General features: G+C 44.9%; 20 protein-coding genes. 10 read left to right on the top strand and 10 right to left on the bottom strand.

Annotated features, from left to right (window positions below):
* Nucleotides 1-269: 269 nt before the first annotated feature.
* On the bottom strand, nucleotides 270-1,199 hold the full coding sequence (gene speB, locus M4S28_RS11020) for an agmatinase (RefSeq protein WP_017082742.1): 930 nt from the start codon (nucleotides 1,197-1,199) through the stop codon (nucleotides 270-272).
* Nucleotides 1,199-3,088, bottom strand: a complete 1,890-nt coding sequence (speA, locus tag M4S28_RS11025) for an arginine decarboxylase (protein WP_249632733.1) — start codon at nucleotides 3,086-3,088, stop codon at nucleotides 1,199-1,201. Before speA ends, speB begins: the two co-directional genes overlap by 1 nt.
* Nucleotides 3,089-3,667: 579 nt before the next feature.
* Between speA and M4S28_RS11030 the strand changes: the two genes are divergently transcribed.
* The 4 genes from M4S28_RS11030 to M4S28_RS11045 all read left to right on the top strand — a co-directional run bounded on the left by M4S28_RS11030 (nucleotide 3,668) and on the right by M4S28_RS11045 (nucleotide 9,141).
* Nucleotides 3,668-5,104, top strand: coding sequence for a coniferyl aldehyde dehydrogenase (locus tag M4S28_RS11030; protein ID WP_249631804.1), 1,437 nt, complete (start codon nucleotides 3,668-3,670; stop codon nucleotides 5,102-5,104).
* Complete coding sequence (locus M4S28_RS11035; protein WP_249631805.1) at nucleotides 5,101-5,679, top strand: TetR/AcrR family transcriptional regulator; 579 nt, start codon at nucleotides 5,101-5,103, stop codon at nucleotides 5,677-5,679. Before M4S28_RS11030 ends, M4S28_RS11035 begins: the two co-directional genes overlap by 4 nt.
* Before the next feature lie 524 nt (nucleotides 5,680-6,203).
* The gene (locus tag M4S28_RS11040; RefSeq protein WP_249631806.1) at nucleotides 6,204-7,778 is read left to right on the top strand and encodes an ABC-F family ATP-binding cassette domain-containing protein; all 1,575 of its coding nucleotides are present in this window, start codon (nucleotides 6,204-6,206) and stop codon (nucleotides 7,776-7,778) included.
* A 124-nt stretch (nucleotides 7,779-7,902) separates the two neighbouring features.
* Nucleotides 7,903-9,141, top strand: coding sequence for a leucine-rich repeat-containing protein kinase family protein (locus M4S28_RS11045; RefSeq protein WP_249631807.1), 1,239 nt, complete (start codon nucleotides 7,903-7,905; stop codon nucleotides 9,139-9,141).
* 165 nt (nucleotides 9,142-9,306) lie between these two features.
* Here the strand turns inward: M4S28_RS11045 and M4S28_RS11050 are convergent, their stop codons facing one another.
* The 7 genes from M4S28_RS11050 to M4S28_RS11080 form a co-directional block, all read right to left on the bottom strand.
* Entirely contained in the window at nucleotides 9,307-9,756 is a 450-nt protein-coding gene (locus M4S28_RS11050) for a hypothetical protein (protein ID WP_104215282.1), read from the bottom strand.
* 69 nt (nucleotides 9,757-9,825) lie between these two features.
* The gene (gene yqfB, locus M4S28_RS11055) at nucleotides 9,826-10,140 is read right to left on the bottom strand and encodes a N(4)-acetylcytidine aminohydrolase (protein WP_004733516.1); all 315 of its coding nucleotides are present in this window, start codon (nucleotides 10,138-10,140) and stop codon (nucleotides 9,826-9,828) included.
* A 211-nt stretch (nucleotides 10,141-10,351) separates the two neighbouring features.
* Complete coding sequence (gene rplT / locus M4S28_RS11060; RefSeq protein ID WP_004733517.1) at nucleotides 10,352-10,705, bottom strand: 50S ribosomal protein L20; 354 nt, start codon at nucleotides 10,703-10,705, stop codon at nucleotides 10,352-10,354.
* A 42-nt stretch (nucleotides 10,706-10,747) separates the two neighbouring features.
* Complete coding sequence (gene rpmI / locus M4S28_RS11065; RefSeq protein WP_004733518.1) at nucleotides 10,748-10,942, bottom strand: 50S ribosomal protein L35; 195 nt, start codon at nucleotides 10,940-10,942, stop codon at nucleotides 10,748-10,750.
* Nucleotides 10,943-11,046: 104 nt separating this feature from the next.
* A complete protein-coding gene (gene infC, locus M4S28_RS11070) occupies nucleotides 11,047-11,517 on the bottom strand; it encodes a translation initiation factor IF-3 (protein WP_004733519.1) in 471 nt (156 codons plus the stop codon).
* An 83-nt stretch (nucleotides 11,518-11,600) separates the two neighbouring features.
* Nucleotides 11,601-13,529: a threonine--tRNA ligase gene (gene thrS / locus M4S28_RS11075; protein WP_029222394.1), complete on the bottom strand. Its 1,929-nt coding sequence runs from the start codon at nucleotides 13,527-13,529 to the stop codon at nucleotides 11,601-11,603.
* Between the two features lie 385 nt (nucleotides 13,530-13,914).
* Nucleotides 13,915-14,658, bottom strand: coding sequence for a sporulation protein (locus M4S28_RS11080; RefSeq protein WP_249631808.1), 744 nt, complete (start codon nucleotides 14,656-14,658; stop codon nucleotides 13,915-13,917).
* A 181-nt stretch (nucleotides 14,659-14,839) separates the two neighbouring features.
* Here M4S28_RS11080 and hutC point away from each other — a divergent pair, with 181 nt between their 5' ends.
* The 6 genes from hutC (at nucleotide 14,840) to M4S28_RS11110 (ending at nucleotide 22,216) form a co-directional block, all read left to right on the top strand.
* Nucleotides 14,840-15,553: a histidine utilization transcriptional repressor HutC gene (hutC, locus tag M4S28_RS11085; protein ID WP_249631809.1), complete on the top strand. Its 714-nt coding sequence runs from the start codon at nucleotides 14,840-14,842 to the stop codon at nucleotides 15,551-15,553.
* A 113-nt stretch (nucleotides 15,554-15,666) separates the two neighbouring features.
* Nucleotides 15,667-16,917, top strand: coding sequence for an imidazolonepropionase (gene hutI, locus M4S28_RS11090; RefSeq protein WP_249631810.1), 1,251 nt, complete (start codon nucleotides 15,667-15,669; stop codon nucleotides 16,915-16,917).
* Nucleotides 16,904-17,950 carry a formimidoylglutamase gene (hutG, locus tag M4S28_RS11095; RefSeq protein WP_249631811.1) on the top strand — a complete coding sequence of 349 codons (1,047 nt, stop codon included), beginning with the start codon at nucleotides 16,904-16,906 and terminating at the stop codon, nucleotides 17,948-17,950. The genes hutI and hutG overlap by 14 nt, the downstream gene beginning before the upstream one ends.
* Nucleotides 17,951-18,022: 72 nt before the next feature.
* On the top strand, nucleotides 18,023-19,717 hold the full coding sequence (gene hutU, locus M4S28_RS11100) for a urocanate hydratase (protein WP_065103379.1): 1,695 nt from the start codon (nucleotides 18,023-18,025) through the stop codon (nucleotides 19,715-19,717).
* Between the two features lie 14 nt (nucleotides 19,718-19,731).
* Nucleotides 19,732-21,264, top strand: coding sequence for a histidine ammonia-lyase (hutH, locus tag M4S28_RS11105; RefSeq protein WP_017085756.1), 1,533 nt, complete (start codon nucleotides 19,732-19,734; stop codon nucleotides 21,262-21,264).
* A gap of 226 nt (nucleotides 21,265-21,490) precedes the next feature.
* On the top strand, nucleotides 21,491-22,216 hold the full coding sequence (locus M4S28_RS11110; RefSeq protein WP_010438254.1) for a DUF3581 domain-containing protein: 726 nt from the start codon (nucleotides 21,491-21,493) through the stop codon (nucleotides 22,214-22,216).
* Between the two features lie 141 nt (nucleotides 22,217-22,357).
* Here M4S28_RS11110 and M4S28_RS11115 read toward each other — a convergent pair whose 3' ends face one another.
* Nucleotides 22,358-22,819 carry a methyltransferase family protein gene (locus M4S28_RS11115; RefSeq protein WP_249631812.1) on the bottom strand — a complete coding sequence of 154 codons (462 nt, stop codon included), beginning with the start codon at nucleotides 22,817-22,819 and terminating at the stop codon, nucleotides 22,358-22,360.
* Nucleotides 22,820-22,849 lie beyond the last annotated feature (30 nt).

A 22,849-nucleotide genomic window follows, 5' to 3' on the forward strand; every position in this document is an offset into this window, starting at 1 on the left:
GGTGAGCTATGTGTTAACTTCAAAGCAGAGGCAAGTCCCACATTTGAGACAGCAACCAGAGTAAAGATGATGTATTTCTATCCAGAGTCAATTAAACGACTTGCATAAGGCACATCTGATAGCGCATTAGTTCATAACAGGGAGAAACTGCTCGTTTCCAACGATGAGTTACTCTATTTATCCACCACCAAAAACAAAAAAGCCCACTAAGTTGAACTTTAGTGGGCTTTAAAATCAGTATGTAGCGTTATGCTGTTAGCTTTAAAAAATTATGATTTAGCGAGACGATTTGCCGTCCAAACATAAAGCAGTTCAAGCGCAATCGTCGCACCAGCCAATGCGGTAATCTCACTTTGGTCGTACGCTGGAGAAACTTCTACAACGTCCATACCAACCATGTTGATACCCTGCAAGCCACGGATGATTTTCAGAACTTTATCTGAGTTCAAACCACCACACACTGGCGTACCAGTACCCGGCGCAAAAGCAGGATCGAGACAATCGATATCAAATGTCAGATACACAGGCTTATCACCAACAATACCTTTCACTTGAGCAATGATCTCGTCCACGCTCATGTCGTTTGCTTGCATCGCATTAATGACATTAAAGCCATGACCTTCCTGTTTATACTCAGTACGAATACCAATTTGCACTGAATGCTCAGGTGAAATTAAACCTTCATTAGGCGCATGGTAGAACATGGTACCGTGATCGTAACGACTACCCTGACTGTAAGTGTCAGTATGTGCATCGAAGTGAATCAGAGCCATTTCACCGTACTTCTTGCCGTATGCTCTTAGCAAAGGCAATGTAATGAAGTGGTCACCACCTAAACCTAACAGTGTTTTACCACTGTTTAGAATCGCATCAGCGGCTGCTTCTAAACGCTGAGTTAAATCTTCAGCATCACCGCAATCAAACACAAGATCGCCAGCATCAATCACCGAGGTATGTTCAAATACATTGAAGTCCCAAGGAAACTTTTTGCCTTCCCACGCCAAGTTTACCGACGCACGACGAATCGCATCCGGTCCCATACGCGCGCCCGGACGACCCGAGGTCGCCATATCTAACGGCGCGCCCAACACAACCACATCAGCATCGTTATCGATTGGGTTCTGCACCAATGGACGGCGCATGAACGTCATCGCATTGGAGTACAGCGAGTAATCTGGTTTGGTAAATAGATCGTTCATTAAAAATCCTCAAGATAGGTGTAACCCATCAAGCCTTGCTCTAACTCTTCAAGTACACTTTGCTGCTCTTGCGCAGGCACTTTAGCCGTGACCAGTTCTTTGTAGTTCTGACGAATCAGGTCCATATCGATATGAACGTAACGCATCATGTCTTCAACCGTGTCGCCTTCGTTGATGTAGTCGATATTCGCTTGACCACTTTCATCAACATTCACCACGACACTGTGGGTATCACCAAATAGGTTGTGCATATCGCCCAAGATCTCTTGGTATGCGCCTACTAAGAAAAAGCCCATCAGATAAGGTTCATCTGGGTTCCATGCAGGAACTGGCAGTGTTGTTTCAATACCTTGACCATCAACGTACTGATCAATCGTACCGTCAGAATCACATGTGATATCCAATACCACAGCGCGTCGCTCATCCGCATTATCCAAACCACTTAGAGGCAATACAGGGAATACCTGATCGATACCCCAAGCATCTGGTAACGATTGGAACAGCGAGAAGTTCACGAAGAACTTGTCGGCTAAACGCTCGCTCAACTCGTCCAAAATAGGACGGTGGTAACGGTTCTTAGTGCTCATACGAGAGCTAAGTTCGTAGTTAATACGCAAAGACATCTGCTCAGCCCAAGCACGGTGCTGAAGATTCAGCATACCTGTTGCAAATTGGTTGTGCGCCTCTGCGATATCACTCTGCGTGTCGTTGTAGATCTCGATCAACGCTCGATCATCGTTACCTGCATCTAATTCTAAGAAATTCTTCCACATGTTGTTTAGCAACATTGGTGCATCAGCTTCAGGCGCAGCCATATCTTCCGGAGAATAGCTTTCTGTGCCAATCACGTTGGTCACAAGCACAGCATGATGCGCAGTCAACGAACGACCAGATTCTGAAATGATCACAGGTTGTGGCTGATTGTAGAGCTTACAGATATCCCCTACTGTCATCACAATGTTTCGAGCGTATTCAAGCAAGCCGTAGTTCATTGAGTTTGAAGACTGGCTACGTGTACCGTCGTAATCCACAGCCAAACCACCACCAACATCTAAGTACTTCAATTGAGCACCGATATCGCGCAGTTCACAGTAGAAACGTGCCGCTTCACTCACACCATTTCGCACATCACGAATATTGCCCATTTGTGAGCCAAGATGGAAATGCACTAACTCTAAAACATCGAGTTGGTCTTCTGCTTTTAAACGTTCAATAACGGTCAATACTTGTGATGCAGACAAACCGAATTTCGACTTCTCGCCACCACTTGCTTGCCATTTACCTGCACCTTGAGATGCAAGACGAATGCGTAAACCTAAACGAGGTTTCACGCCAAGCGCTTTCGCTTCAGAAAGAACAAGATCAAGCTCAGAGAGCTTCTCTAGAACGATAAATACTTTATGACCCAGCTTTTCGCCAATAAGAGCAAGACGGATGTATTCTCTGTCTTTGTAACCGTTACACACGATCACCGAGCTCGCTTTTTGAGCCAGTGCCAATACCGCTAATAGTTCAGGTTTGCTGCCCGCCTCTAGACCAAGCTGCTTCTGCTCTAATTGAGCTTGGCTCGCTAAGATCTCGTCAACCACTTCTTTCTGTTGGTTAACTTTAATAGGGTAAACAAGTAGGTAACGATTATCGTACTGATATTCGTCGATCGCTTGGTTGAATGCGTTACAGATATTGTGCACACGTTGATGCACGATTTGAGGAAAACGCACAAGAGCAGGCAAACCAATATTTCGCTGCTCTAACTGTTTTACGATCTGACTAAGAGGAACTTGATGATCGGTTTCGCTCGGTGAAACATACACCTCGCCATTATCATCAATTCCATAAAAACCTTGGCTCCAGTGCTTTACATTATACTCAGCACGGATGCGTTCCAAATTAACCGAATTTTCCAATTCTAGAGACCTCACACTATAGGGCCATCGACAGAAGATACCTCATTGGAATAGCGAGGTATAACCCAACAAAAAACGTTCGAAAACGATTTGTTGGCTGCATTAACCGATATTATTAAGAGTGAGTCCAACCATTGATATTTGTGGTTACGATTACGTTTTTTTATCGATGATCCGACTTAAAGTGACAGGTAAGGTATTACAAGGTTTTAGGCCAAAAAACAGGCTGAAGCGCATTAGATTTAAAGCACTTTCTAACAAAAAATCAGGTGAATAAAATACCAAAGACACATAAAATTCTTGGCTAATCAGGTCAAGTTAAGTCAGGGTTTTGACAAATATGACCACTTCTCAATCTGAACTCTCGCTATCACAAACACTACTTGTATCCCACGATTCGAGGCCTATAAACACTTCGTTCTTCCTACTAAAACTCGCTCACTTCAATGTTGTAACCGCTCAATTTTTGAACTTTTCTCGCGCATATCTTGTATTCGGTTCGATCTTCTTGTAATTTCAGCTGACCAACCAATCGGTCAGCTTTCGAATTTAGGGGATACTATGAGCCATAATCTAGACCTTGAACCAACCACGTCGAACATCAACGACATGGATAAAATATTCAACCGACAAAAAGATCACTACCGCAGTAATGTTAATCCAACGCTTGAGCAGAGAAGAAAAAGCCTCTCGGAATTAAAAGCGTTGCTAATACGCTACCAAGAGCAATTGATTGACGCAGTGTCTGAAGATTATGGTCATCGCGCAAAACACGACAGCTTGATTGCTGATATCACCCCTTCTCTTCACCAAATTAATTACAGTGATAAGAACCTTAAGAAGTGGTTGAAGCCATCACGCCGCAAAGCCGGTTTGATGCTGACGCCAGCAAAGATCACGGTTCATTATCAGCCTGTGGGCGTTGTAGGCATTATCGTTCCTTGGAACTTTCCTATAATGCTCTCTTTAGGTCCTCTCATCACTGCGTTAGCGGCGGGCAACACTGCAATGCTCAAGATGTCCGAGTTTACTCCTGCGACCAACCGAGTTTTAAAAGCCATGCTGGCCGAAGGCTTTAGTGAAGATCAAGTCGCGATTATCGAAGGTGAAGCGGATGTTTCCGCTAAATTTAGCCAGCTCCCGTTTGACCATATCCTTTTCACAGGCTCGACCTCTGTGGGTAAGCACGTCATGAGAGCAGCAGCCGACAACTTAACGCCAGTAACTTTGGAGTTAGGCGGCAAGTCTCCAACGATTATTGCTCCCGACTTTGATGTGGCTGACGCCGTTGAACGCATCCTGTTTGCAAAAAGCTTAAACGCTGGCCAGATTTGTGTGGCGCCCGATTACATCTTATTGCCACGAGAAAAAGTCGATGCGTTCATCACAGCTTATAAGCAATACTTCAAAAAGCTGTATAAAGCAGGCATTGAGAGCAAAGACTTAACTTCAGTGATCGATATGCGTCAATACAATCGTTTGAAGGGGGTGATTACAGATGCTCAATCTAAAGGCGCAGTCGTTCACACCGTCACCGAACAAGCGCAAGACGATGTAAACCACAGAATGACGCCGCACCTTCTCACCGAAGTGAACGACGACATGGTCGCAATGCAAGAAGAGTTGTTTGGCCCCGTACTGCCTATCGTTCCTTATGATTCTATTGAAGAAGCGATCAGCTACATCACAACAAGAGAACGTCCGCTTGCTTTGTACCTGATGAGTCATGATAAGCAGACTCAAGATCTAATCTTATCGAGCACGCACTCTGGCGGCGTGTGTATTAATGATTCTTTGGTGCATGTGGCTGCAGAAGACGCGCCGTTCGGTGGCATAGGCCCTTCAGGCATGGGACACTACCATGGCATTGAAGGCTTTAAGACCTTTAGTCATGCTAAAACCGTTCTCAGTAGAGGTAAAATTAACTTCACCAAGTTAATGCACCCTCCTTACAACAATCCAGTTAAAAAGATTCTGTTCAAAGTACTCAATAGATGATCACTAAAAGACAAAAAATCCTAGATACTGCACTCTTGCTCTTCTCTCAAAAGGGGCTAGAGGGCACATCTACCGGACAAATAGCGAAAACAGCCGGCGTGGCAAAAGCGACGTTGTTTCACCACTTCGAGAACAAATCTCTATTGATTGATGAACTGTTTCGCGAGCTGAAGTTGGAGCTATTCTCTACCCTTCAACAACACACTGATATTGCTGAGCAGGATCTCTATCAAGCCTTTAAGTTCATGTGGATCACTGGGATTGAATGGGCACTAGAAAATCCGGTTGCGATGAAGTTCTTCACCAATGTTCATTTCGACCCAACGACCCAAACTCGAGAAGTAATCGTCTCGCAGATGTTCGCGTCGCTAGACGAGATCATTTTGAAAGGACAAGAGGACGGTGAATTGATGGCATTAGACATTAACCTTGTAAGGCACTTCATCCACAGTCACTTTCTGATTTGTGCAAACTGGCTTATTGAGCAAAACGAATCTCCACCAGAGCAAACATCGAAGTACATCAATGATAGCTTTGATATGTGTTGGCGAGCCGTTGGTGGACAAACCAAGTAGCTTTAGCTTTAAGCCCAAGGCTCTAAGCTCTAAGCTCTAAGCTCTAAACCCAAAGATATAAGTTCTAGACTCAACTTATTTCCAATAATGATCACTAAAGCGCCACACAGGCGCTTTAATTATTTGAACACAATTTAATCACTTTAGCATATTGACTCAGAGTACGTTCTTTCAGTACCATCCCACCATCATTTCAAAAGAGAATAACGCCATAATGAAGTACTAACATCCTGACATCCGATTTATTTTTATAAAAATCATTTGGACACTCGGGGTTAGTGGGCGTTACTTCGTCATCTATTTTCGCGACAAATCAAGCTCTTAAAGATCCGTTTTTTGACAAGCTACATCTTTAAGATCAGTACCTTAAAGACAGAAATCAGATCAGCACTCTATTTCCTATCTTTGATTGGTACGCTACCTAAGTAACGTCTTGGCGATCTATTCTTAGACTCCTATGTTGGAGTCTATGTAGAAAAGCGCCTCACCCCTTTTACTCGTTTACACGTAAAGGGAGGTATTTTATGCCTACTATATTAGCCAACAATCTCTCATTCCAACTCGATACTGGTGAGTGGTTATTCAAAGACATCACCTTTAGTTTGAGCAGTCGCCTGACAGGCTTAGTCGGAAGAAATGGGGCTGGAAAGTCACTACTGCTTTCGTTACTGGTCGGGCAAACACAACCCACATCCGGCAGTGTTTCCAAACAAGGCTCGATCGGCTTTTACTCCCAGTTGCCATCAACGCTACTGGATTCCGCCACCACCATCGCTGACTTCTTAGGGCTCACCGAAAAGTTAGATGCATTAAAAGCGATAGAGCAAGGTAGCTGCGAACTGCAGCACTTCAATATCATTGGAGATGATTGGGATTTAGAGACACGTACCCAGCAGTTGCTAGGTACACTCAAGATCACTAGTGATTTGAACACGCTTTGTTGCTCTTTGAGTGGTGGGCAACTTGCCCTGTTACAGCTTCATCGGCTATTCGTATCAAATAACGACATACTGATCCTCGATGAGCCTTCGAACCATTTGGATAACGATGGACGCAATTGGTTACTAGAACAATGCCAGTTGTTTGAAGGCAAGGTACTTGTCGTCAGCCATGATCGAAGCTTATTGAGACAAATGGACGGGATCTACCATCTAAACAGCTTGGGCGTACGTTTCTATAAAGGAAATTATGATGATTACTTCAAACAAGTGTCTAGCCAAAGCGAAGCGCTAGACAAACAGATTGCGCATCATCAGTCCGAAAAGAAACGACTCGAGCGTCAAACTCAAGCCAACAAAGAAAAGGCGCAGCAGCGAGAGTCTCAGGGAAACCGACTCAGAAAGTCAGGTAGCCAACCTAAGATATTATTGGACGCTATGAAAGATAAAGCAGGTCAAAGCCAAGCCGCGTCGGCGACAAGTCAAAGGAACCTCATTGACCAAAACCAACATAAACTTCAGTCGCTTAAAGAACAGAAAGAGCGGATGAAACCACAAGCTTTGTATCTACAGCAAAGTAATTGCAGTAAAAAGAGCTCTTTGTTAACCGTTGAAAACTGCCGCCTTGTTTACGGCTCAGGTTCGCCAATCAGTTTCTCTTTATCACAAGGGGAACGGTGTTATCTAACCGGTGCTAATGGGTGTGGAAAGTCGACACTGTTAAAAGCGATTCATGGCCAACACTCGAACTATATCGGCTCAATTAAGCGCTTAGGGGCAACCGTCTACTTGGATCAACATTTTGGCCTGTTAGACACCAACGAGACGATGTTTGATAATTTAATGAAGCGTAGCTTTGGATTAACAGAGAGCGACGCGCGAACCCTGCTCGCTGGAATAGGATTCAGGCGAGACTCCGTATGCCGAAAAGTGGCTCATTTAAGTGGTGGTGAAAAAATGAAACTGGCGATGTTGATCGTTAGCCATAAGCAAGACACCCCGCTTCTATTACTCGATGAACCGGACAACCACTTAGACATCGACTCAAAGCAAATATTGGCGTCCGCTTTGCGTGAATACAAAGGCGCATTTATCTTGGTTAGTCATGACAGCGACTTTGTTGAGGAGGTCGGCGTCAGCCAAAGCCATATCCAGCTTTAGTCATATGCCTAAACCTTGAGTCTTAAACCTCAGCCAGTTAGGCGAGCTTCATTACTGATGCTCGCCTTTCTCGATTGAGACAAGTAAACTACGCGCCTCGAACATCTATTCATAAGGCTAAGGTTTGCATACTCTAGAACAATTAAAATCAGGGCAACTTAAAGGGATTAAGCGCTTACAACTGTCAGAAGGTCTCACCGAGTTTCCTTTAGAGATATTGGAACTTGCTGATTCTCTTGAGATCCTAGACCTTTCAGGCAATCAACTGTCAGATTTGCCAGAAGAGTTATCACAGCTGACCAACCTGCGTATTATCTTCGCGTCAAATAACCTGTTTATGCACCTTCCTGATGTTCTGGGGTCACTTCCTAAGCTTGAAATGATTGGCTTCAAAACCAACCAAATCAAAACCGTTAGCGAGCAATCTCTGCCTAATCAATTGCGCTGGTTGATCCTGACAGACAATGCGATCGAGGTTCTCCCTCACTCTTTAGGTGAAAGACCACGCCTGCAAAAACTTGCATTAGCGGGTAACAAAATTCGTGTTTTACCAGAAAGCATGAAAAACCTATCAAGCCTTGAGCTAGTTCGCCTGTCTGCAAACCAATTGACTGAATTCCCAGAGTTCCTAATCAAACTACCAAAACTGGCTTGGTTAGCGTTTGCTGGAAACCCATTTTGCAAACACCCGAGCAGCTTAGATAGCGTGCCTGCTGTTAGTTCACAATGCTACTCACTGAATCAAGTGCTTGGCCAAGGCGCGTCTGGTGTGATTTCTCATGCTAACTGGTTAAACGGTGACTTTGATTTCCCACAAGAAGTGGCTGTTAAAGTATTTAAAGGCGAAGTGACCAGTGACGGCTACCCACACGATGAACTTGAAGCGTGTCTTCAAGCAGGCCAACATAACAACCTAGTGAAGTCGATAGCTCAAGTAGATGAACAAGACTATCTCGCATTGGTGATGGAACTTATCCCAAGCAGCTATTACAACCTAGGCTTACCTCCTACTCTTGAAAGCTGTACTCGCGATACGTTCAATGAAGGCTTTGAGCTTTCAATTGCTCAGATCAACAGTATTACAGCTCAGATGATTGATGTGTTTGAACACCTGCATGCCAACAAAGTTTGTCATGGTGATCTATACGCACACAACACTTTAGTTAACGAACAAGGTCAGATGATCTTTGGTGACTTCGGAGCGGCGACTATCTACGGTTACCTGACTGAAGAGCAGCAACAAGGCATTCGCCGAATTGAAGCGCGTGCATTGAAGTACTTTATTGAAGACCTTCTGACCGTATGTGCAAAGCAAGACCAAGACAGCGAGCTTTATACTCGATTGGCGAACTTCAAAGCTTAATGGCTTAATGGTTTAATGGTTTAATGGTTTAATGGCTTAACTTAATAGCGCGTTGATTAGAAATACTCGGTCGAATTGAAAACAACAAAGCCAACATCACTGTTGGCTTTGTTATTTTTGGAACATCACTCATTTTAATGGGCAAACAAGGTCGACTAAAAAGGATTAACGTTCAGCTTGCACCAATTTCAGATACGAATGCAGTTCACCATTTTTATATTCCACCGCAGAATGAATATTAAGATCAGCACGAGCCACAACAGCAAACTGGTAGCGGTTGTCACCCTTCAGAATCTCGACGTGTAACAAACCGTCAGCTAACTGCCACTGCCCTGTTGTTTCAAATCGATCGAACAAACGGTATTCAGTTAGAGAACCGTCAGCATTAAAGTGCACTTCAGTGATATAGCCGCCAGGGCAACTCTTAACCCACACTCGACTCTCGATATCGCTGACAGTAAAGTCACGCTTTGTATCACGCCACGCTAGAAAGCCTTCATTATCATAAAGACCAATGTCGAGATCAATTCGAGAAATTAACGGTAGCTCAGTTTGCTCACGACAATAAAGTTGAAGCAAAATTTGCTGAACTGTTCCGCTCAGTAATTCACTCATTGTGACTTCCCTTTCTTATTGTTCAGCGGTTAAACACTGTAGTGATTAACAAATTTCATTTAGAGCGGGTTATACAAGCTCGTAAGAAACCACATACAGCTGAGAGATACCCGGATAGATATCTTGAATCACGTCTTTGAGTACTTGCAGCGTCATGTTCTCTTGCTGAGCATGGAATTCACCTAAGTCATCAAACAGGATTGGTTCAACACTGATGATCTTAAGGTTACAGAACACACGGCCTTGCTCTAGCGTCGATACTTCCACAACGCTACCTGGCTGGTAGTCGCGTTCAGATTCATCGCGAATAGTAATGGTCTTTTTGCCAGAAAGGATGTCAGTTTCAAAACGTTCGAAGAACGTCATAGTGGTAGGTGCGGTCATTTATCTCGGTCGCTTAACATTAGAGGTTAGGTAGATGTTTATATACCAGAATGCCTGTTCAAGCGAATAAAAATTAGATGCGAAATTTCATCTCGTCATTCCCTAGACTGACGAAGGAAGGAAGGAAGGAATCTCTAAGGAGCCAAATTACAGGCAATAAAAAAGGAGAACCGAAGTTCTCCTTTTCTTAAACCTTTAAGCTAACTCTAAATTATAGAGATGCTTTCGCTTTTTCAACTAGAACAGCAAATGCTGCTTTGTCGAATACTGCGATGTCAGCAAGAATCTTACGGTCGATCTCGATAGATGCTTTCTTAAGGCCATTGATGAAACGGCTGTAAGATAGACCATTTTGACGAGATGCCGCATTGATACGTGCAATCCAAAGTTGACGGAATTGACGTTTCTTGTTGCGACGGTCACGGTAAGCGTATTGACCAGCTTTGGTAACTGCTTGGAAAGCTACGCGGTAAACACGTGAACGTGCTCCGTAGTAACCTTTAGCTTGTTTTAGAACTTTCTTATGACGTGCACGAGCTTGTACACCACGTTTTACGCGAGGCATTATGCTTCTCCTAAACTAAACGAATTTATAAACTAAAAAGAATTAAGCGTATGGCATCATACGTAGAACTGCAGCCACTTCACATTTTGGAAGGATTGAGTTCGGACGAAGCTGACGCTTGTTCTTAGTAGTACGCTTAGTCAGGATGTGACGTTTACCAGCGTGCTTAAACTTAATACCACCAGCAGTTTTCTGGAAACGCTTAGCAGCACCTTTGTTGGTTTTCATCTTAGGCATGATGAATAACTCCGCATTGTTGAGTTGTTAATAACATAGTAATTAGGGCGAATAAAACCCTACAGCCTATGGCTGCAAGGTTTAATTACTTGTAAAGCCGTTAATTACTTCTTTTTAGGGGCCAACACCATGATCATCTGGCGACCTTCAATTCTCGTTGGGAAAGATTCGACAACTGCAAATTCTTCAGTATCGATTTTCAAACGATTAAGAACGTCAACACCGATTTCTTGGTGAGCCATTTCGCGGCCACGGAAGCGAATTGTTACCTTCACTTTGTTGCCGTCTTCAAGGAAACCAGTCAGGTTGCGTAGTTTTACCTGATAGTCTCCAATATCAGTTCCAGGTCGGAATTTGATTTCCTTGATCTGAACCTGCTTTTGCTTTTTCTTCTGCTCTTTCGCAGCTTTGCTCTTCTCGAAGAGGAACTTACCGTAGTCCATCACACGACAAACTGGCGGCTCGGCGTTAGGGCTGATCTCTACGAGATCCATACCAGCTTCATTTGCAGCTTCCATCGCTTCAGCGATTGTTACTACACCAACAGCTTCGCCGTCTGCGCCAGTTAGACGCACTTCACGAACGCCACGAATGTCACCGTTTAAACGGTGCTGGTTTTGTTTGGCCGGTTGTTGGCCACGTCTTCCGCCTTTAATAGCTATTCCTCCAGATTGAGCTTACGGTTTGAAACCTCGGCTTGGATGTATGAAATAAAGTCATCCACTTTAAATTTACCAAGGTCCTTACCTTTACGTGTACGTACTGCAATTTCGCCGGCTTCCATTTCTTGGTCACCACACACAAGCATGAACGGTACACGTTTCAAAGTATGTTCGCGGATTTTAAAGCCAATCTTCTCATTTCTCAAGTCTGCTTTGACTCTAAATCCACTTTTTTGCAGTTTTTTCGCAATTTCTTGTACATATTCAGACTGTTTGTCCGTAATGCCCATAACAATTGCTTGTTCTGGCGCCAACCACGTTGGGAAGAAGCCAGCGTATTCTTCAATAAGAATACCGATGAAGCGTTCTAGTGAACCTAAAATCGCGCGGTGGATCATAACTGGCGTGTGACGCTCGTTATCTTCACCTACGTAAGTTGCACCTAAACGTTCTGGTAATGCAAAATCGAGCTGCACTGTACCACATTGCCATGCGCGGTCCAAACAATCATGCAAAGTAAATTCAATCTTAGGTCCGTAGAACGCACCCTCGCCTTCTTGAATCTCGTATGCAATCTCCATCGCCTCAAGCGCTTGCTTAAGATCGGCCTCTGCACGGTCCCACATTTCGTCTGAACCTACGCGCTGTTCTGGACGAGTAGATAGCTTAACAACAATGTTTTCGAAACCGAAAGTTGTGTAAGTATCGTAAACCATTTCAATACAAGCTTTAACTTCTTGCTGAACTTGGTCTTCAGTACAGAATACGTGAGCATCATCTTGAGTGAAGCCACGAACACGCATAATGCCGTGAAGTGCGCCAGACGGCTCGTTACGGTGACATGAGCCGAACTCAGCCATACGTAGCGGTAGATCACGGTAAGATTTCAAACCTTGGTTGAAGATTTGAACGTGACCAGGACAGTTCATTGGCTTAATCGCGTATTCACGGTTCTCTGAAGAAGTAGTGAACATCGCTTCAGCGTACTTATCCCAGTGACCAGAACGTTCCCAAAGAACACGGTCCATCATTAATGGGCCTTTAACTTCTTGGTAATCGTACTCAGTCAGCTTCTGACGAATAAATACTTCTAGCTCGCGGAAGATAGTCCAACCATTGTGATGCCAGAACACCATGCCTGGTGCTTCTTGCTGCATGTGGAATAGATCTAAGTGCTTACCGATTTTACGGTGATCACGCTTAGCCGCTTCTTCTAGGCGCACTAGGTGAGCCTTAAGCGCTTTCTTGTCGTGGAATGCAGTGCCGTAGATACGTTGAAGCATCTTGTTGTCACTGTTACCACGCCAGTAAGCACCCGCTACGTTAAGTAGTGTGAAGTGTTGGCAGAAGCCCATATGTGGAACGTGTGGACCACGACACATATCGATGTATTCTTCATGATGGTAGAGGCCTGGACGATCGTCTTTAGAAACGTTCTCATCCAAGATTTCGATTTTGTAAGCTTCGCCGCGAGCTTCGAATGCGTCACGCGCTTCCTGCCAGCTAACTTTCTTCTTAACAACCTGGTACTTGGTCTTCGCTAGCTCTTTCATACGCTTTTCAATCTTTTCTAGATCTTCTTGCGTTAGAGAGTGCTCAAGGTCGATATCGTAGTAGAAACCGTTATCGATGGTAGGACCGATCGCCATTTTCGCTTCTGGAAAAAGCTGCTTAATCGCGTGACCTAAAAGGTGAGCACAAGAGTGACGAACGATCTCAAGGCCATCGACTTCATCTTTAGCTGTGATGATTTCTAGGCTTGCATCGTTTTCGATAAGATCACAAGCATCAACACGCTCGCCGTCTACACGACCAGCAATGGTTGCTTTCGCAAGACCAGGACCGATTGATAGGGCAACATCTAGAGTTGATACAGGGTTGTCAAATTGACGCTGACTACCGTCAGGAAGAGTAATAATTGGCATTATTTGTCCTTTACAGTGGTGTTGCACACCAAGCAACACATGAAAATGTTTAATATATGTTTTTCAACCAACAAGTATGTTGATCGGAGATATATGCATAATAAAGATACCCACATAGAAGCAAATACAGATGCCCCATTTGTGAGTAGCCGAACATTGTAACGAAATTATATGAAATGACAATGTTAGTCCCACAGCGCCACAAAAACTACATAACTTAAATGTCTCTTCTATATAGGACCTTCTAACACCCTAAGCTAACGTTCAATGATTGGTTCTTTGTCTTTATTTACAAACAAAAAAGCCGAACGGTTAAGTTCGGCTATAGAAATCGTACTGTCTTGTCTCTATTAATAGAAAACGCGACTACTAACAGAAAGAGCAACTACGCACTCATGATTCTTGAGACGGCGTTGCGAATGTCTGAATCCGCCGCGTTCGCAGGCAAGCTGAATGAGATGTATTGGTCGCCTCGGAAGCTCATTGAGCGGTCGATTTCTGCTAGGCAGTGAACCATTGAACCTTCAACGATGAATGACAGCTCGATCTCTTTATTATTAATAAAGCCACCACTGCGAAATTCAATCTCTTGGTAACAGCCCGAACGAGAAGCAAAGCTGTTGCCTTTCAAGAAGCCCTTCTCTACGTCTGCTTTCACCATTACCATACCCGATGCTTCCATGCCTTGGATGATTTTAGCGACTGTTGGCAGTGGATGAACGGAGATAAAGTCACGGTCTTTAGGGTCAATCGCGAAGCCTATATCTAGGTTGGTTTCAACCCACACATGGCATTGGTTCGTTTGTGCGTTCAACGCGGTGACTGGCGTTTCATCATTTAACTTAAGACGGAATGGCACCAGTTTGGTTTCACCCGGTTGGATAACGAAAGGCTCTACCGCTTGAATACGACCCAGTGAAAAGGTTTCGTAGCTAGTACTGTCTTCCGTTTCTACTTTTACTTCTGTGTTGAGAACCAAGTTAATCAAGTCGATTTGTTGTTCAACGTCGCCACCAACAATGTGAACATTGCCAGACAACTCTCCGCCTTGGAAAACTTCAATATTATCTAAGACAGTATCAACCTTTGCTGCACCGATGCCCAACGAGGCCTTTAATTTCTTAAACATATTATTTCCCTTTCTAATTATCTGATTTACGAATAGTTATTGCGTGACAATTTGCGACACTTGCCTCACAGAATCAAGCAATTTGCCCCATCTATGTTGAATAAGGTCACATTGCCCGAGGAAATGTTGAAATCGTGAATAAATCCGTTACTCTATTTGTATAGTCAAATAAGGTTTCATTATGTCGAAAGCACCGCTCTACCTTCAGATAAAACAGTTCATAGATGACAAGATCAGCAGTGGTCATTGGCCGGTGGGTTACCAAATCACCACAGAACTCGAACTTACCGAGCAGTTCAATGTGAGTCGAATGACGGTCAATAAAGCCATTCGAGATCTGGTGTCTGAAGGCAAGCTCATCAGGAAACCAAGACTGGGGACTTTTGTTTGTGAACCAGACGAAAAAGCGCAATCTCCGCTGCTTGATATCAACAACATAGCGCAAGAGATCAAAGACCGAGGCCAAACGTATACTAGCCAAGTTATCAAACACGATAGCATTAAGGCTGATGAAAGCACGGCTACACGGTTAGGTGTGATGATTAACGCAGAAGTGTTCTATAGTGAAATCATACACTTTGCGGACAACGCACCGATACAACTGGAAGCGCGTTGGGTGAACTCTCAAGCCGCCCCAAAATACCTAGAGCAAGACTTTTCAACCTCTACGCCCAACGAATACCTTTCAAAAAACTGCCCGTTGAGTGCTATCGAGCATACCGTTGAAGCCATTATTCCTGACTCTCAAATCAGAACGTTACTAAAACTTTCTGAATCAGAGCCTTGCCTACTTTTGAATAGAAGAACGTGGAGTAAAGAGCGTCTCATCAGCTTTGCATTACTCTACCATCCTGGCTCTAAGTACAAATTAAGCTCCAAGATACTTCTAGATTAAAGAACATCATCCTGATCGCCGATCACATTTTTGCAACATCAACTTGATTCGGGTCAGCGTTTAGCCTATTTATTTGTATATACATTTAATGTTTAGCAAAGATCTAGGTGATTATGAATTTGATCCTCAAAAACGCACGAGTAGTCTCGATGAGTTCGGGAGTCGACGGTTATCAGCCCTCTTCCCCTCAAGATATCGTTATCGAAAGCGGTAAGATCGTGTCCATCTCTTGTTCAAACCACGAGGGACATGCTTCTGAGGTAGAACAACCGAGCACTGATGGCTCTGCAGATTACATCACCTATGATTGCAAGAACAAACTCGTCACCCCTGGGCTGATTGATTGCCACACTCACCTCGTATTTGCGGGTAATCGCGCCAACGAGTTTGAGCAGCGTTTGAATGGTGTCTCTTACACCGACATCGCCAAGCAAGGCGGCGGGATTCTCGCGACAGTCACAGCAACCCGCGCAGCGCAAGAATCTGAACTGGTTGAAATGGCATTACCGAGACTTGATGGCCTACTAAGAAGTGGCGTAACCAGCATCGAAGTAAAATCTGGCTATGGTTTAACGCTTGATGATGAACTCAAGATGTTACGCGCTGCTAAAGCGTTAGAAAATCATCGCCGAATTAAGATCACCACCACTCTCCTTGCAGCGCATGCAGTACCACCTGAATACAAAGAACAACCGGACAGCTACATCGATCTGGTTTGCCAAGAGATCATTCCTAAAGCTGCAGAGCAAGGGCTCGCCGATGCAGTTGACGTGTTTTGCGAATCTATCGGCTTCAACCTAGAACAAACCGAACGTGTCTTTGCAACAGCCAAACAACATGGGCTCGCGATTAAAGGCCATACAGAGCAGCTTTCTAATATGGGTGGCAGTGCGCTTGCAGCAAAATACGGCGCACTCTCTGTTGACCATGTTGAGTACTTAGATGAAACCGGGGTAAAAGCACTGGCAGAATCAGGCACAGTTGCCACCTTGCTACCCGGTGCTTTCTATTTCTTGAAAGAGACTCAACAGCCGCCTATCGCCCTACTTCGTGAACACAACGTTCCAATGGCGATCGCGACCGACTTAAACCCCGGCACCTCCCCTTTTGCAGACTTAACGCTGATGATGAACATGAGCTGCACCCTGTTTGGTACAACGCCTGAAGAAGCGCTGCGCGGTGTAACTTGTAACGCGGCGGCTGCCATTGGCGACTCACAAACCAAAGGCAAAATTGAAATTGGTTATGCCGCTGATTTGGCTATCTGGAATATCGACCACCCTGCCGATCTAAGCTATCAAGTCGGTGTTCCTCATCTGCATAAACGCATTGTTAATGGCGAGGTATGTCATGACTCAATCTAATTCCAACGGCATTCAAAAGAACTCAGAAACCGTACATAACTTCGTGTGGACTGGGCGTAATGATCTTGAAGATGGCGCACTCGGCACACGCGTACATCACATTACCAAGCAAGTGCAACATAGTGACTTAAGTAACGAGCTTAATGACCGTGCCATCGCCTTGGTCGGCTTTGCCAGCGATGCTGGAGTTGCAAGAAATAAAGGACGCGTAGGCGCGAAACAAGCACCTAACCTAATTCGTCAAGCGTTGGCTAATATGGCTTGGCACAGTGACGCACACATCGCGGATCTCGGTGATATCGAGTGCAATGATGGCCAACTTGAAGTCAGTCAAAAACAGTGTGCTTCGGTTATTGCCAATGCTTTATCAACCAACAAAGTGATTACCCTTGGCGGTGGTCACGAGGTTGCTTGGGCATCTTTCCAAGGTCTCGCTGAGCATTTACATAAAGCTGAACGTCTTGATAAAGGTCAGCCAGAACGCAAACCTAAGATCGGCATCGTTAACTTTGATGCTCATTTTGATCTTCGTGAATTTGAAAGCAACATCGCCGACGTTAAACCCAGTTCAGGTACGCCTTTTAATCAAATCAGCGATTACTGCCACACACATCAATGGCCGTTTCATTACGCTTGCCTTGGTGTGAGTGCAGCCAGCAATACCAAAGCGCTGTTTAACAAAGCTGACCAACTGGGCGTTTGGTATGAACACGACCGCAACATGACCCAAGTGAACCAAGTCGCTCAACTGGTTAAGTTACAAAAATTCATCGCTGAGTGTGATTACCTCTATCTCACTATCGATCTAGACGTATTTCCAGCAGCGACAGCGCCGGGCGTCAGTGCACCAGCGGCAAGAGGCGTGAGCTATGAAGCACTCGCTCCTTTTCTAGAACAGATTTTCAAACACAGTGAAAAACTCATTATCGCGGACATTGCGGAATACAACCCAGACTACGACATCGATGGCCAAACGGCTCGATTGGCGGCACGTTTGTGTTGGGATATAGCCAGTGCAATGGCCAGCGACTAATCCAGCTATACCGATAACTACAACTACAACTACAACTACAACGATATAACGTGAAACAGAAGGAATTCCAAAATGACGGAACACCACAACAGTGACCCTCGTCTCGACACGACTCGCGAAATTCGCGCACCTCATGGCACCACTTTGCGCGCTAAATCTTGGTTAACAGAAGCACCACTGCGTATGCTGATGAACAACCTAGACCCTGATGTGGCAGAACATCCACATGCACTGGTTGTGTATGGCGGTATTGGTCGCGCTGCGCGTGATTGGAAATGTTATGACAAGATTGTTGAAGTATTAGAGCGTTTAGAAGACGACCAAACGTTGCTTGTTCAATCAGGTAAACCTGTGGGCGTGTTCCCGACTCATAAAAACGCGCCTCGCGTACTGATCGCGAACTCGAACCTTGTTCCACACTGGGCGAATTGGGAGCACTTCAACGAACTCGATAAAGAAGGCTTGATGATGTACGGCCAGATGACCGCAGGTAGCTGGATTTACATTGGCTCTCAAGGCATCGTTCAAGGTACTTATGAAACGTTTGTCGCTATCGCGAAGAAGCATTTTCAAGGCGAAGCAAACGGCAAATGGGTGCTTACTGGTGGTCTTGGCGGTATGGGCGGTGCTCAACCTCTCGCTGCAACAATGGCTGGCTTCTCAATGATTGCGGTTGAATGTGATGAATCACGAATCGACTACCGCTTGCGCACTGGCTATGTCGACAAAAAAGCCACCAGCATCGATGAAGCGATGGCAATGATTAAAGAATCAGACACGCCAATCTCTGTTGGCCTACTCGGTAACGCAGCAGACGTATTCCCAGAGTTAGTTGAACGCAATATCACACCTGACGTAGTGACTGACCAAACCTCTGCCCACGATCCACTGAACGGCTACTTGCCTCAGGGTTGGACGATGGAAAAAGCGGCTCAAGAACGTTTAGCTGATGAAGCAAAAGTGGTCAAAGCCGCTAAGCAATCGATGGCGATTCAAGTTCAAGCTATGCTAGACCTGCAATACCGTGGTGCTGCGACCGTAGATTACGGTAATAACATTCGCCAAATGGCACTGGAAGAAGGCGTGGAAAACGCATTTGATTTCCCAGGTTTCGTTCCAGCCTATATACGACCTTTATTTTGCGAGGGCGTCGGTCCGTTCCGTTGGGCTGCCCTATCTGGCGACCCAGAAGACATCTACAAAACAGACCAAAAAGTAAAAGAACTGATTCCAGATAACCCACATCTACACAACTGGCTAGATATGGCGCGTGAACGCATACAGTTCCAAGGCTTACCCGCTCGTATTTGTTGGGTTGGTTTGAAAGATCGTGAACGTTTAGGCCAAGCATTCAATGAAATGGTTAAAAATGGCGAACTAAAAGCACCAGTTGTTATCGGTCGAGACCACCTAGATTCAGGTTCAGTGGCAAGCCCGAACCGCGAAACAGAAGGCATGATGGATGGATCAGATGCTGTATCAGATTGGCCTCTATTGAACGCTCTGCTAAATACTGCAGGCGGCGCAACATGGGTTTCTCTCCACCACGGTGGCGGCGTTGGCATGGGCTTCTCGCAACACTCAGGTATGGTGATTTGTTGTGACGGCAGTGAAGATGCATCGCAGCGCATTGCTCGTGTACTTCACAACGACCCAGCAACAGGCGTTATGCGTCATGCTGATGCGGGTTACGATATTGCCAAGCAGTGTGCTAAAGAGCAGAAGCTTGATTTACCTATGCTAAACGAAGAACTTCGTCGCCTTTAATTTCTGGAGAGAACATGTTGAATTTATTACTTAAACCAGGACTTCTAGGCCTGCCTGAACTGCGTAAGATTAGCCGTAGCCCTGTAAACTTATCACTCGATCCAGCAGCGATTCCTGATATTGAAGCGAGCATGCACGTTGTCGAACAAGTGATTGCTGAAGATCGCACTGTGTATGGTATCAACACGGGGTTTGGCTTGTTAGCAAATACCAAAATCGCGCCTGAGGATTTAGAAGTACTCCAGAAAAGTATCGTACTTTCTCACGCGGCGGGCATTGGCAAATTCATGTCTGATGAAACTGTGCGCTTGATGATGGTACTTAAGATTAACAGCTTGTCTCGCGGCTATTCAGGTATCCGACTTAAGGTCATCAATGCTCTTATCGATCTAGTGAACGCACAAGTTTACCCGTGTGTACCACAGAAAGGATCAGTTGGCGCATCTGGAGATCTCGCTCCCCTTGCACACATGAGTACAGTTCTACTAGGTGAAGGCCAAGCACGCCACAACGGCAAAATCATCACAGGCTTAGAAGCAATGCAGATCGCAGGCTTAGAGCCAATCACACTTGCTCCGAAAGAAGGCTTAGCTCTGTTAAACGGCACACAAGCATCGACAGCCTTTGCATTAGAAGGTCTGTTCGCAGCTGAAGACTTGTTTGCGTCTGCAACCGTATGTGGCGCGATGTCCGTTGAAGCAGCGCTGGGTAGCCGTCGTCCGTTTGATCCGCGTATTCATCGCGTTCGTGGTCACCGTGGCCAAATGGATGCAGCACTTGCTTACCGTCATATGCTTGATCAAAAGAGTGAGATTGGTGAATCACACACTTGTTGTGAAAAGGTTCAAGACCCTTACTCACTGCGTTGTCAGCCTCAAGTGATGGGGGCGTGTTTACAGCAGATTCGTAATTCAGCAGAAACCTTAAACATTGAAGCAAATGCCGTATCCGACAACCCGCTAGTTTTCGCTGACGATGGCGACATCATTTCGGGCGGTAACTTCCACGCAGAACCTGTCGCAATGGCAGCCGATAACCTTGCACTAGCGATAGCTGAAATCGGTAGCTTGTCAGAGCGTAGAATGGCGTTGTTGATTGATAGTGCGCTAAGCAAACTTCCGCCTTTCTTAGTCGATAACGGCGGCGTGAACTCAGGCTTTATGATTGCTCAAGTAACGTCTGCAGCACTCGCTAGTGAGAACAAAACATTGGCTCATCCTGCGTCAATAGACAGCCTACCTACTTCTGCAAACCAAGAAGACCACGTATCAATGGCTACCTTTGCCGCTCGTAGGCTTAGATACATGGCTGAAAACACCCGTGGGATATTGGCAGTAGAATATTTAGCAGCAGCACAAGGGCTAGACTTCCGCGCTCCGAATCTATCTTCTCCTCGTGTGGAAGAAGCGAAACAGATTCTGCGTGAAAAAGTCAGCTTTTACGACAAAGACAGATATTTTGCTCCGGATATTGAACAAGCGAACTTATTGCTCAAATTATCCGTTCATAATCACCTAATGCCAGAAGGCACTTTGTGTAGCTTTTAAAGCAAAAACATTCTGAACAACACCCATTAGAGTGTCATATAAACAAGGGCTATTAATTAGCCCTTGTTGCATTGAGCCAAAGGCCATATCTCCCTTAAAATCGTCACATACCATCCAACGTATTTATCTAATTGACTGATATATAAGAAAAGTTAACTGGATAGACCATTAGAACGAAGTTAGTTAGCTATAATCCACCCCAGATTTGATGACTAATAGCGATACTATGTTTCTGACACCTTACTTTTCTACCGAAGACAATCAATTTCAATTCACTCGTGAACAGGCTAGCCACTTTGCTAAAAAAGTAGCCGCTGACTTCAACCCAATTCACGATGAAGACAACAAGCGCTTCTGCGTGCCTGGCGACCTTTTGTTTGCAGTTCTTCTGCAGAAAGAAGGCATCAGCCAAAAAATGCGTTTTGATTTTTCAGGTATGGTGGGTAACGGTATTGCGCTAAGCGTTGACAACAAGTGTGAGAAAGAAAGCTCACTGGTTGACGAGAAAGGCAAAGAATACCTACACATGTCTTGTGAAGGTGAAAAGAGCCACGACCAAGCATTCATCGAGCACGTAGTAACAAACTACGTTAAGTTCTCTGGCATGAACTTCCCACACATCATGGTTCCTCTTATGGAAGAACAACAAATGATGATCAACTGCCAGCGTCCTCTAGTAATTTACGAGAGCATGGAAGTTGAATTTACTCGCCTAGACCTGTCTCACCCAGAAGTTGAATTCTCTGGCGCGACTTTTGATGTTGAAGGCAAACGTGGCATCGTGACTCTGAACTTCGATTTCAAAGAAGACGGCGAAGTAGTCGGTAAAGGCGTGAAACGCATGGTAGCAAGTGGCCTTAAGCCATACGACCAAGCTTCTGTCGACGACCTAGTAAACCGCTTCAACGAGCGTAAAGAGATGTTTCTAGCTCAGTTCGCCGCTGCTGCTTAATCAGCATCCTTATTTACACATCTCGATGTAAATAAGCTCTAGAAAAAGATCAATAAAGCCCAGCTTGATACCCTCAAGCTGGGCTTTTTTAGTACGATCCCTGACTACACGAAGACACTCAAGCCGGCACTCAAGTCAAAACTAAATCCAACGCCTAACCTTTTGTTTGTAATCAACATATTCCGCACCGAATAATTGCTCTAGAGCGCGTTCTTCTGGCTTAATTTGGAACTGATTCATGTAGATTACGAAGCCAAAGCTGAGCAGCACACTGAAGATATTCTGGAAGAAGTAGCCAAAGCAAAACAGTAGGATGAATAGCCCTAGATACATTGGATTTCGTGTGTAGCCAAAGATTCCACTGTCCACCACTGCAGAAGCGGTTTCGACTTTGATCGGATTAACGGTGGTTTTCTGTTTTCGGAATTCCCATATGCCTGATATTCCAATCACACCACTCAATATGATCCCGATGCCTAGCACAACCATTCCATAAGGTAATGCCAGTGTCCCTTGGCTCAACTGCTGAGCGCAGAAGTATGATGCTACGAATACAATAATGAACAGTGCAACGGGTGGGACTTTTAATTCTAGAAATTTCATACTTTTCCTTATTAACATTCCTTTGTTAGT

It is taken from the genome of Vibrio sp. J383, from assembly GCF_023503985.1.
Lineage (GTDB): Bacteria > Pseudomonadota > Gammaproteobacteria > Enterobacterales > Vibrionaceae > Vibrio > Vibrio splendidus.

Excerpts from the sequence above, each read along its gene's own strand:
- hutI (WP_249631810.1), top strand. The coding sequence starts at position 15,667 with ATGAATTTGATCCTCAAAAACGCACGAGTAGTCTCGATGAGTTCGGGA.
- hutG (WP_249631811.1), top strand. The coding sequence starts at position 16,904 with ATGACTCAATCTAATTCCAACGGCATTCAAAAGAACTCAGAAACCGTA.
- hutU (WP_065103379.1), top strand. The coding sequence starts at position 18,023 with ATGACGGAACACCACAACAGTGACCCTCGTCTCGACACGACTCGCGAA.
- M4S28_RS11030 (WP_249631804.1), top strand. The coding sequence starts at position 3,668 with ATGAGCCATAATCTAGACCTTGAACCAACCACGTCGAACATCAACGAC.
- M4S28_RS11035 (WP_249631805.1), top strand. The coding sequence starts at position 5,101 with ATGATCACTAAAAGACAAAAAATCCTAGATACTGCACTCTTGCTCTTC.
- thrS (WP_029222394.1), bottom strand. The coding sequence starts at position 13,529 with ATGCCAATTATTACTCTTCCTGACGGTAGTCAGCGTCAATTTGACAAC.
- yqfB (WP_004733516.1), bottom strand. The coding sequence starts at position 10,140 with ATGACCGCACCTACCACTATGACGTTCTTCGAACGTTTTGAAACTGAC.
- hutH (WP_017085756.1), top strand. The coding sequence starts at position 19,732 with ATGTTGAATTTATTACTTAAACCAGGACTTCTAGGCCTGCCTGAACTG.
- M4S28_RS11050 (WP_104215282.1), bottom strand. The coding sequence starts at position 9,756 with ATGAGTGAATTACTGAGCGGAACAGTTCAGCAAATTTTGCTTCAACTT.
- rpmI (WP_004733518.1), bottom strand. The coding sequence starts at position 10,942 with ATGCCTAAGATGAAAACCAACAAAGGTGCTGCTAAGCGTTTCCAGAAA.
- M4S28_RS11110 (WP_010438254.1), top strand. The coding sequence starts at position 21,491 with ATGTTTCTGACACCTTACTTTTCTACCGAAGACAATCAATTTCAATTC.
- M4S28_RS11080 (WP_249631808.1), bottom strand. The coding sequence starts at position 14,658 with ATGTTTAAGAAATTAAAGGCCTCGTTGGGCATCGGTGCAGCAAAGGTT.
- M4S28_RS11115 (WP_249631812.1), bottom strand. The coding sequence starts at position 22,819 with ATGAAATTTCTAGAATTAAAAGTCCCACCCGTTGCACTGTTCATTATT.
- hutC (WP_249631809.1), top strand. The coding sequence starts at position 14,840 with ATGTCGAAAGCACCGCTCTACCTTCAGATAAAACAGTTCATAGATGAC.
- M4S28_RS11040 (WP_249631806.1), top strand. The coding sequence starts at position 6,204 with ATGCCTACTATATTAGCCAACAATCTCTCATTCCAACTCGATACTGGT.
- rplT (WP_004733517.1), bottom strand. The coding sequence starts at position 10,705 with ATGCCTCGCGTAAAACGTGGTGTACAAGCTCGTGCACGTCATAAGAAA.
- speB (WP_017082742.1), bottom strand. The coding sequence starts at position 1,199 with ATGAACGATCTATTTACCAAACCAGATTACTCGCTGTACTCCAATGCG.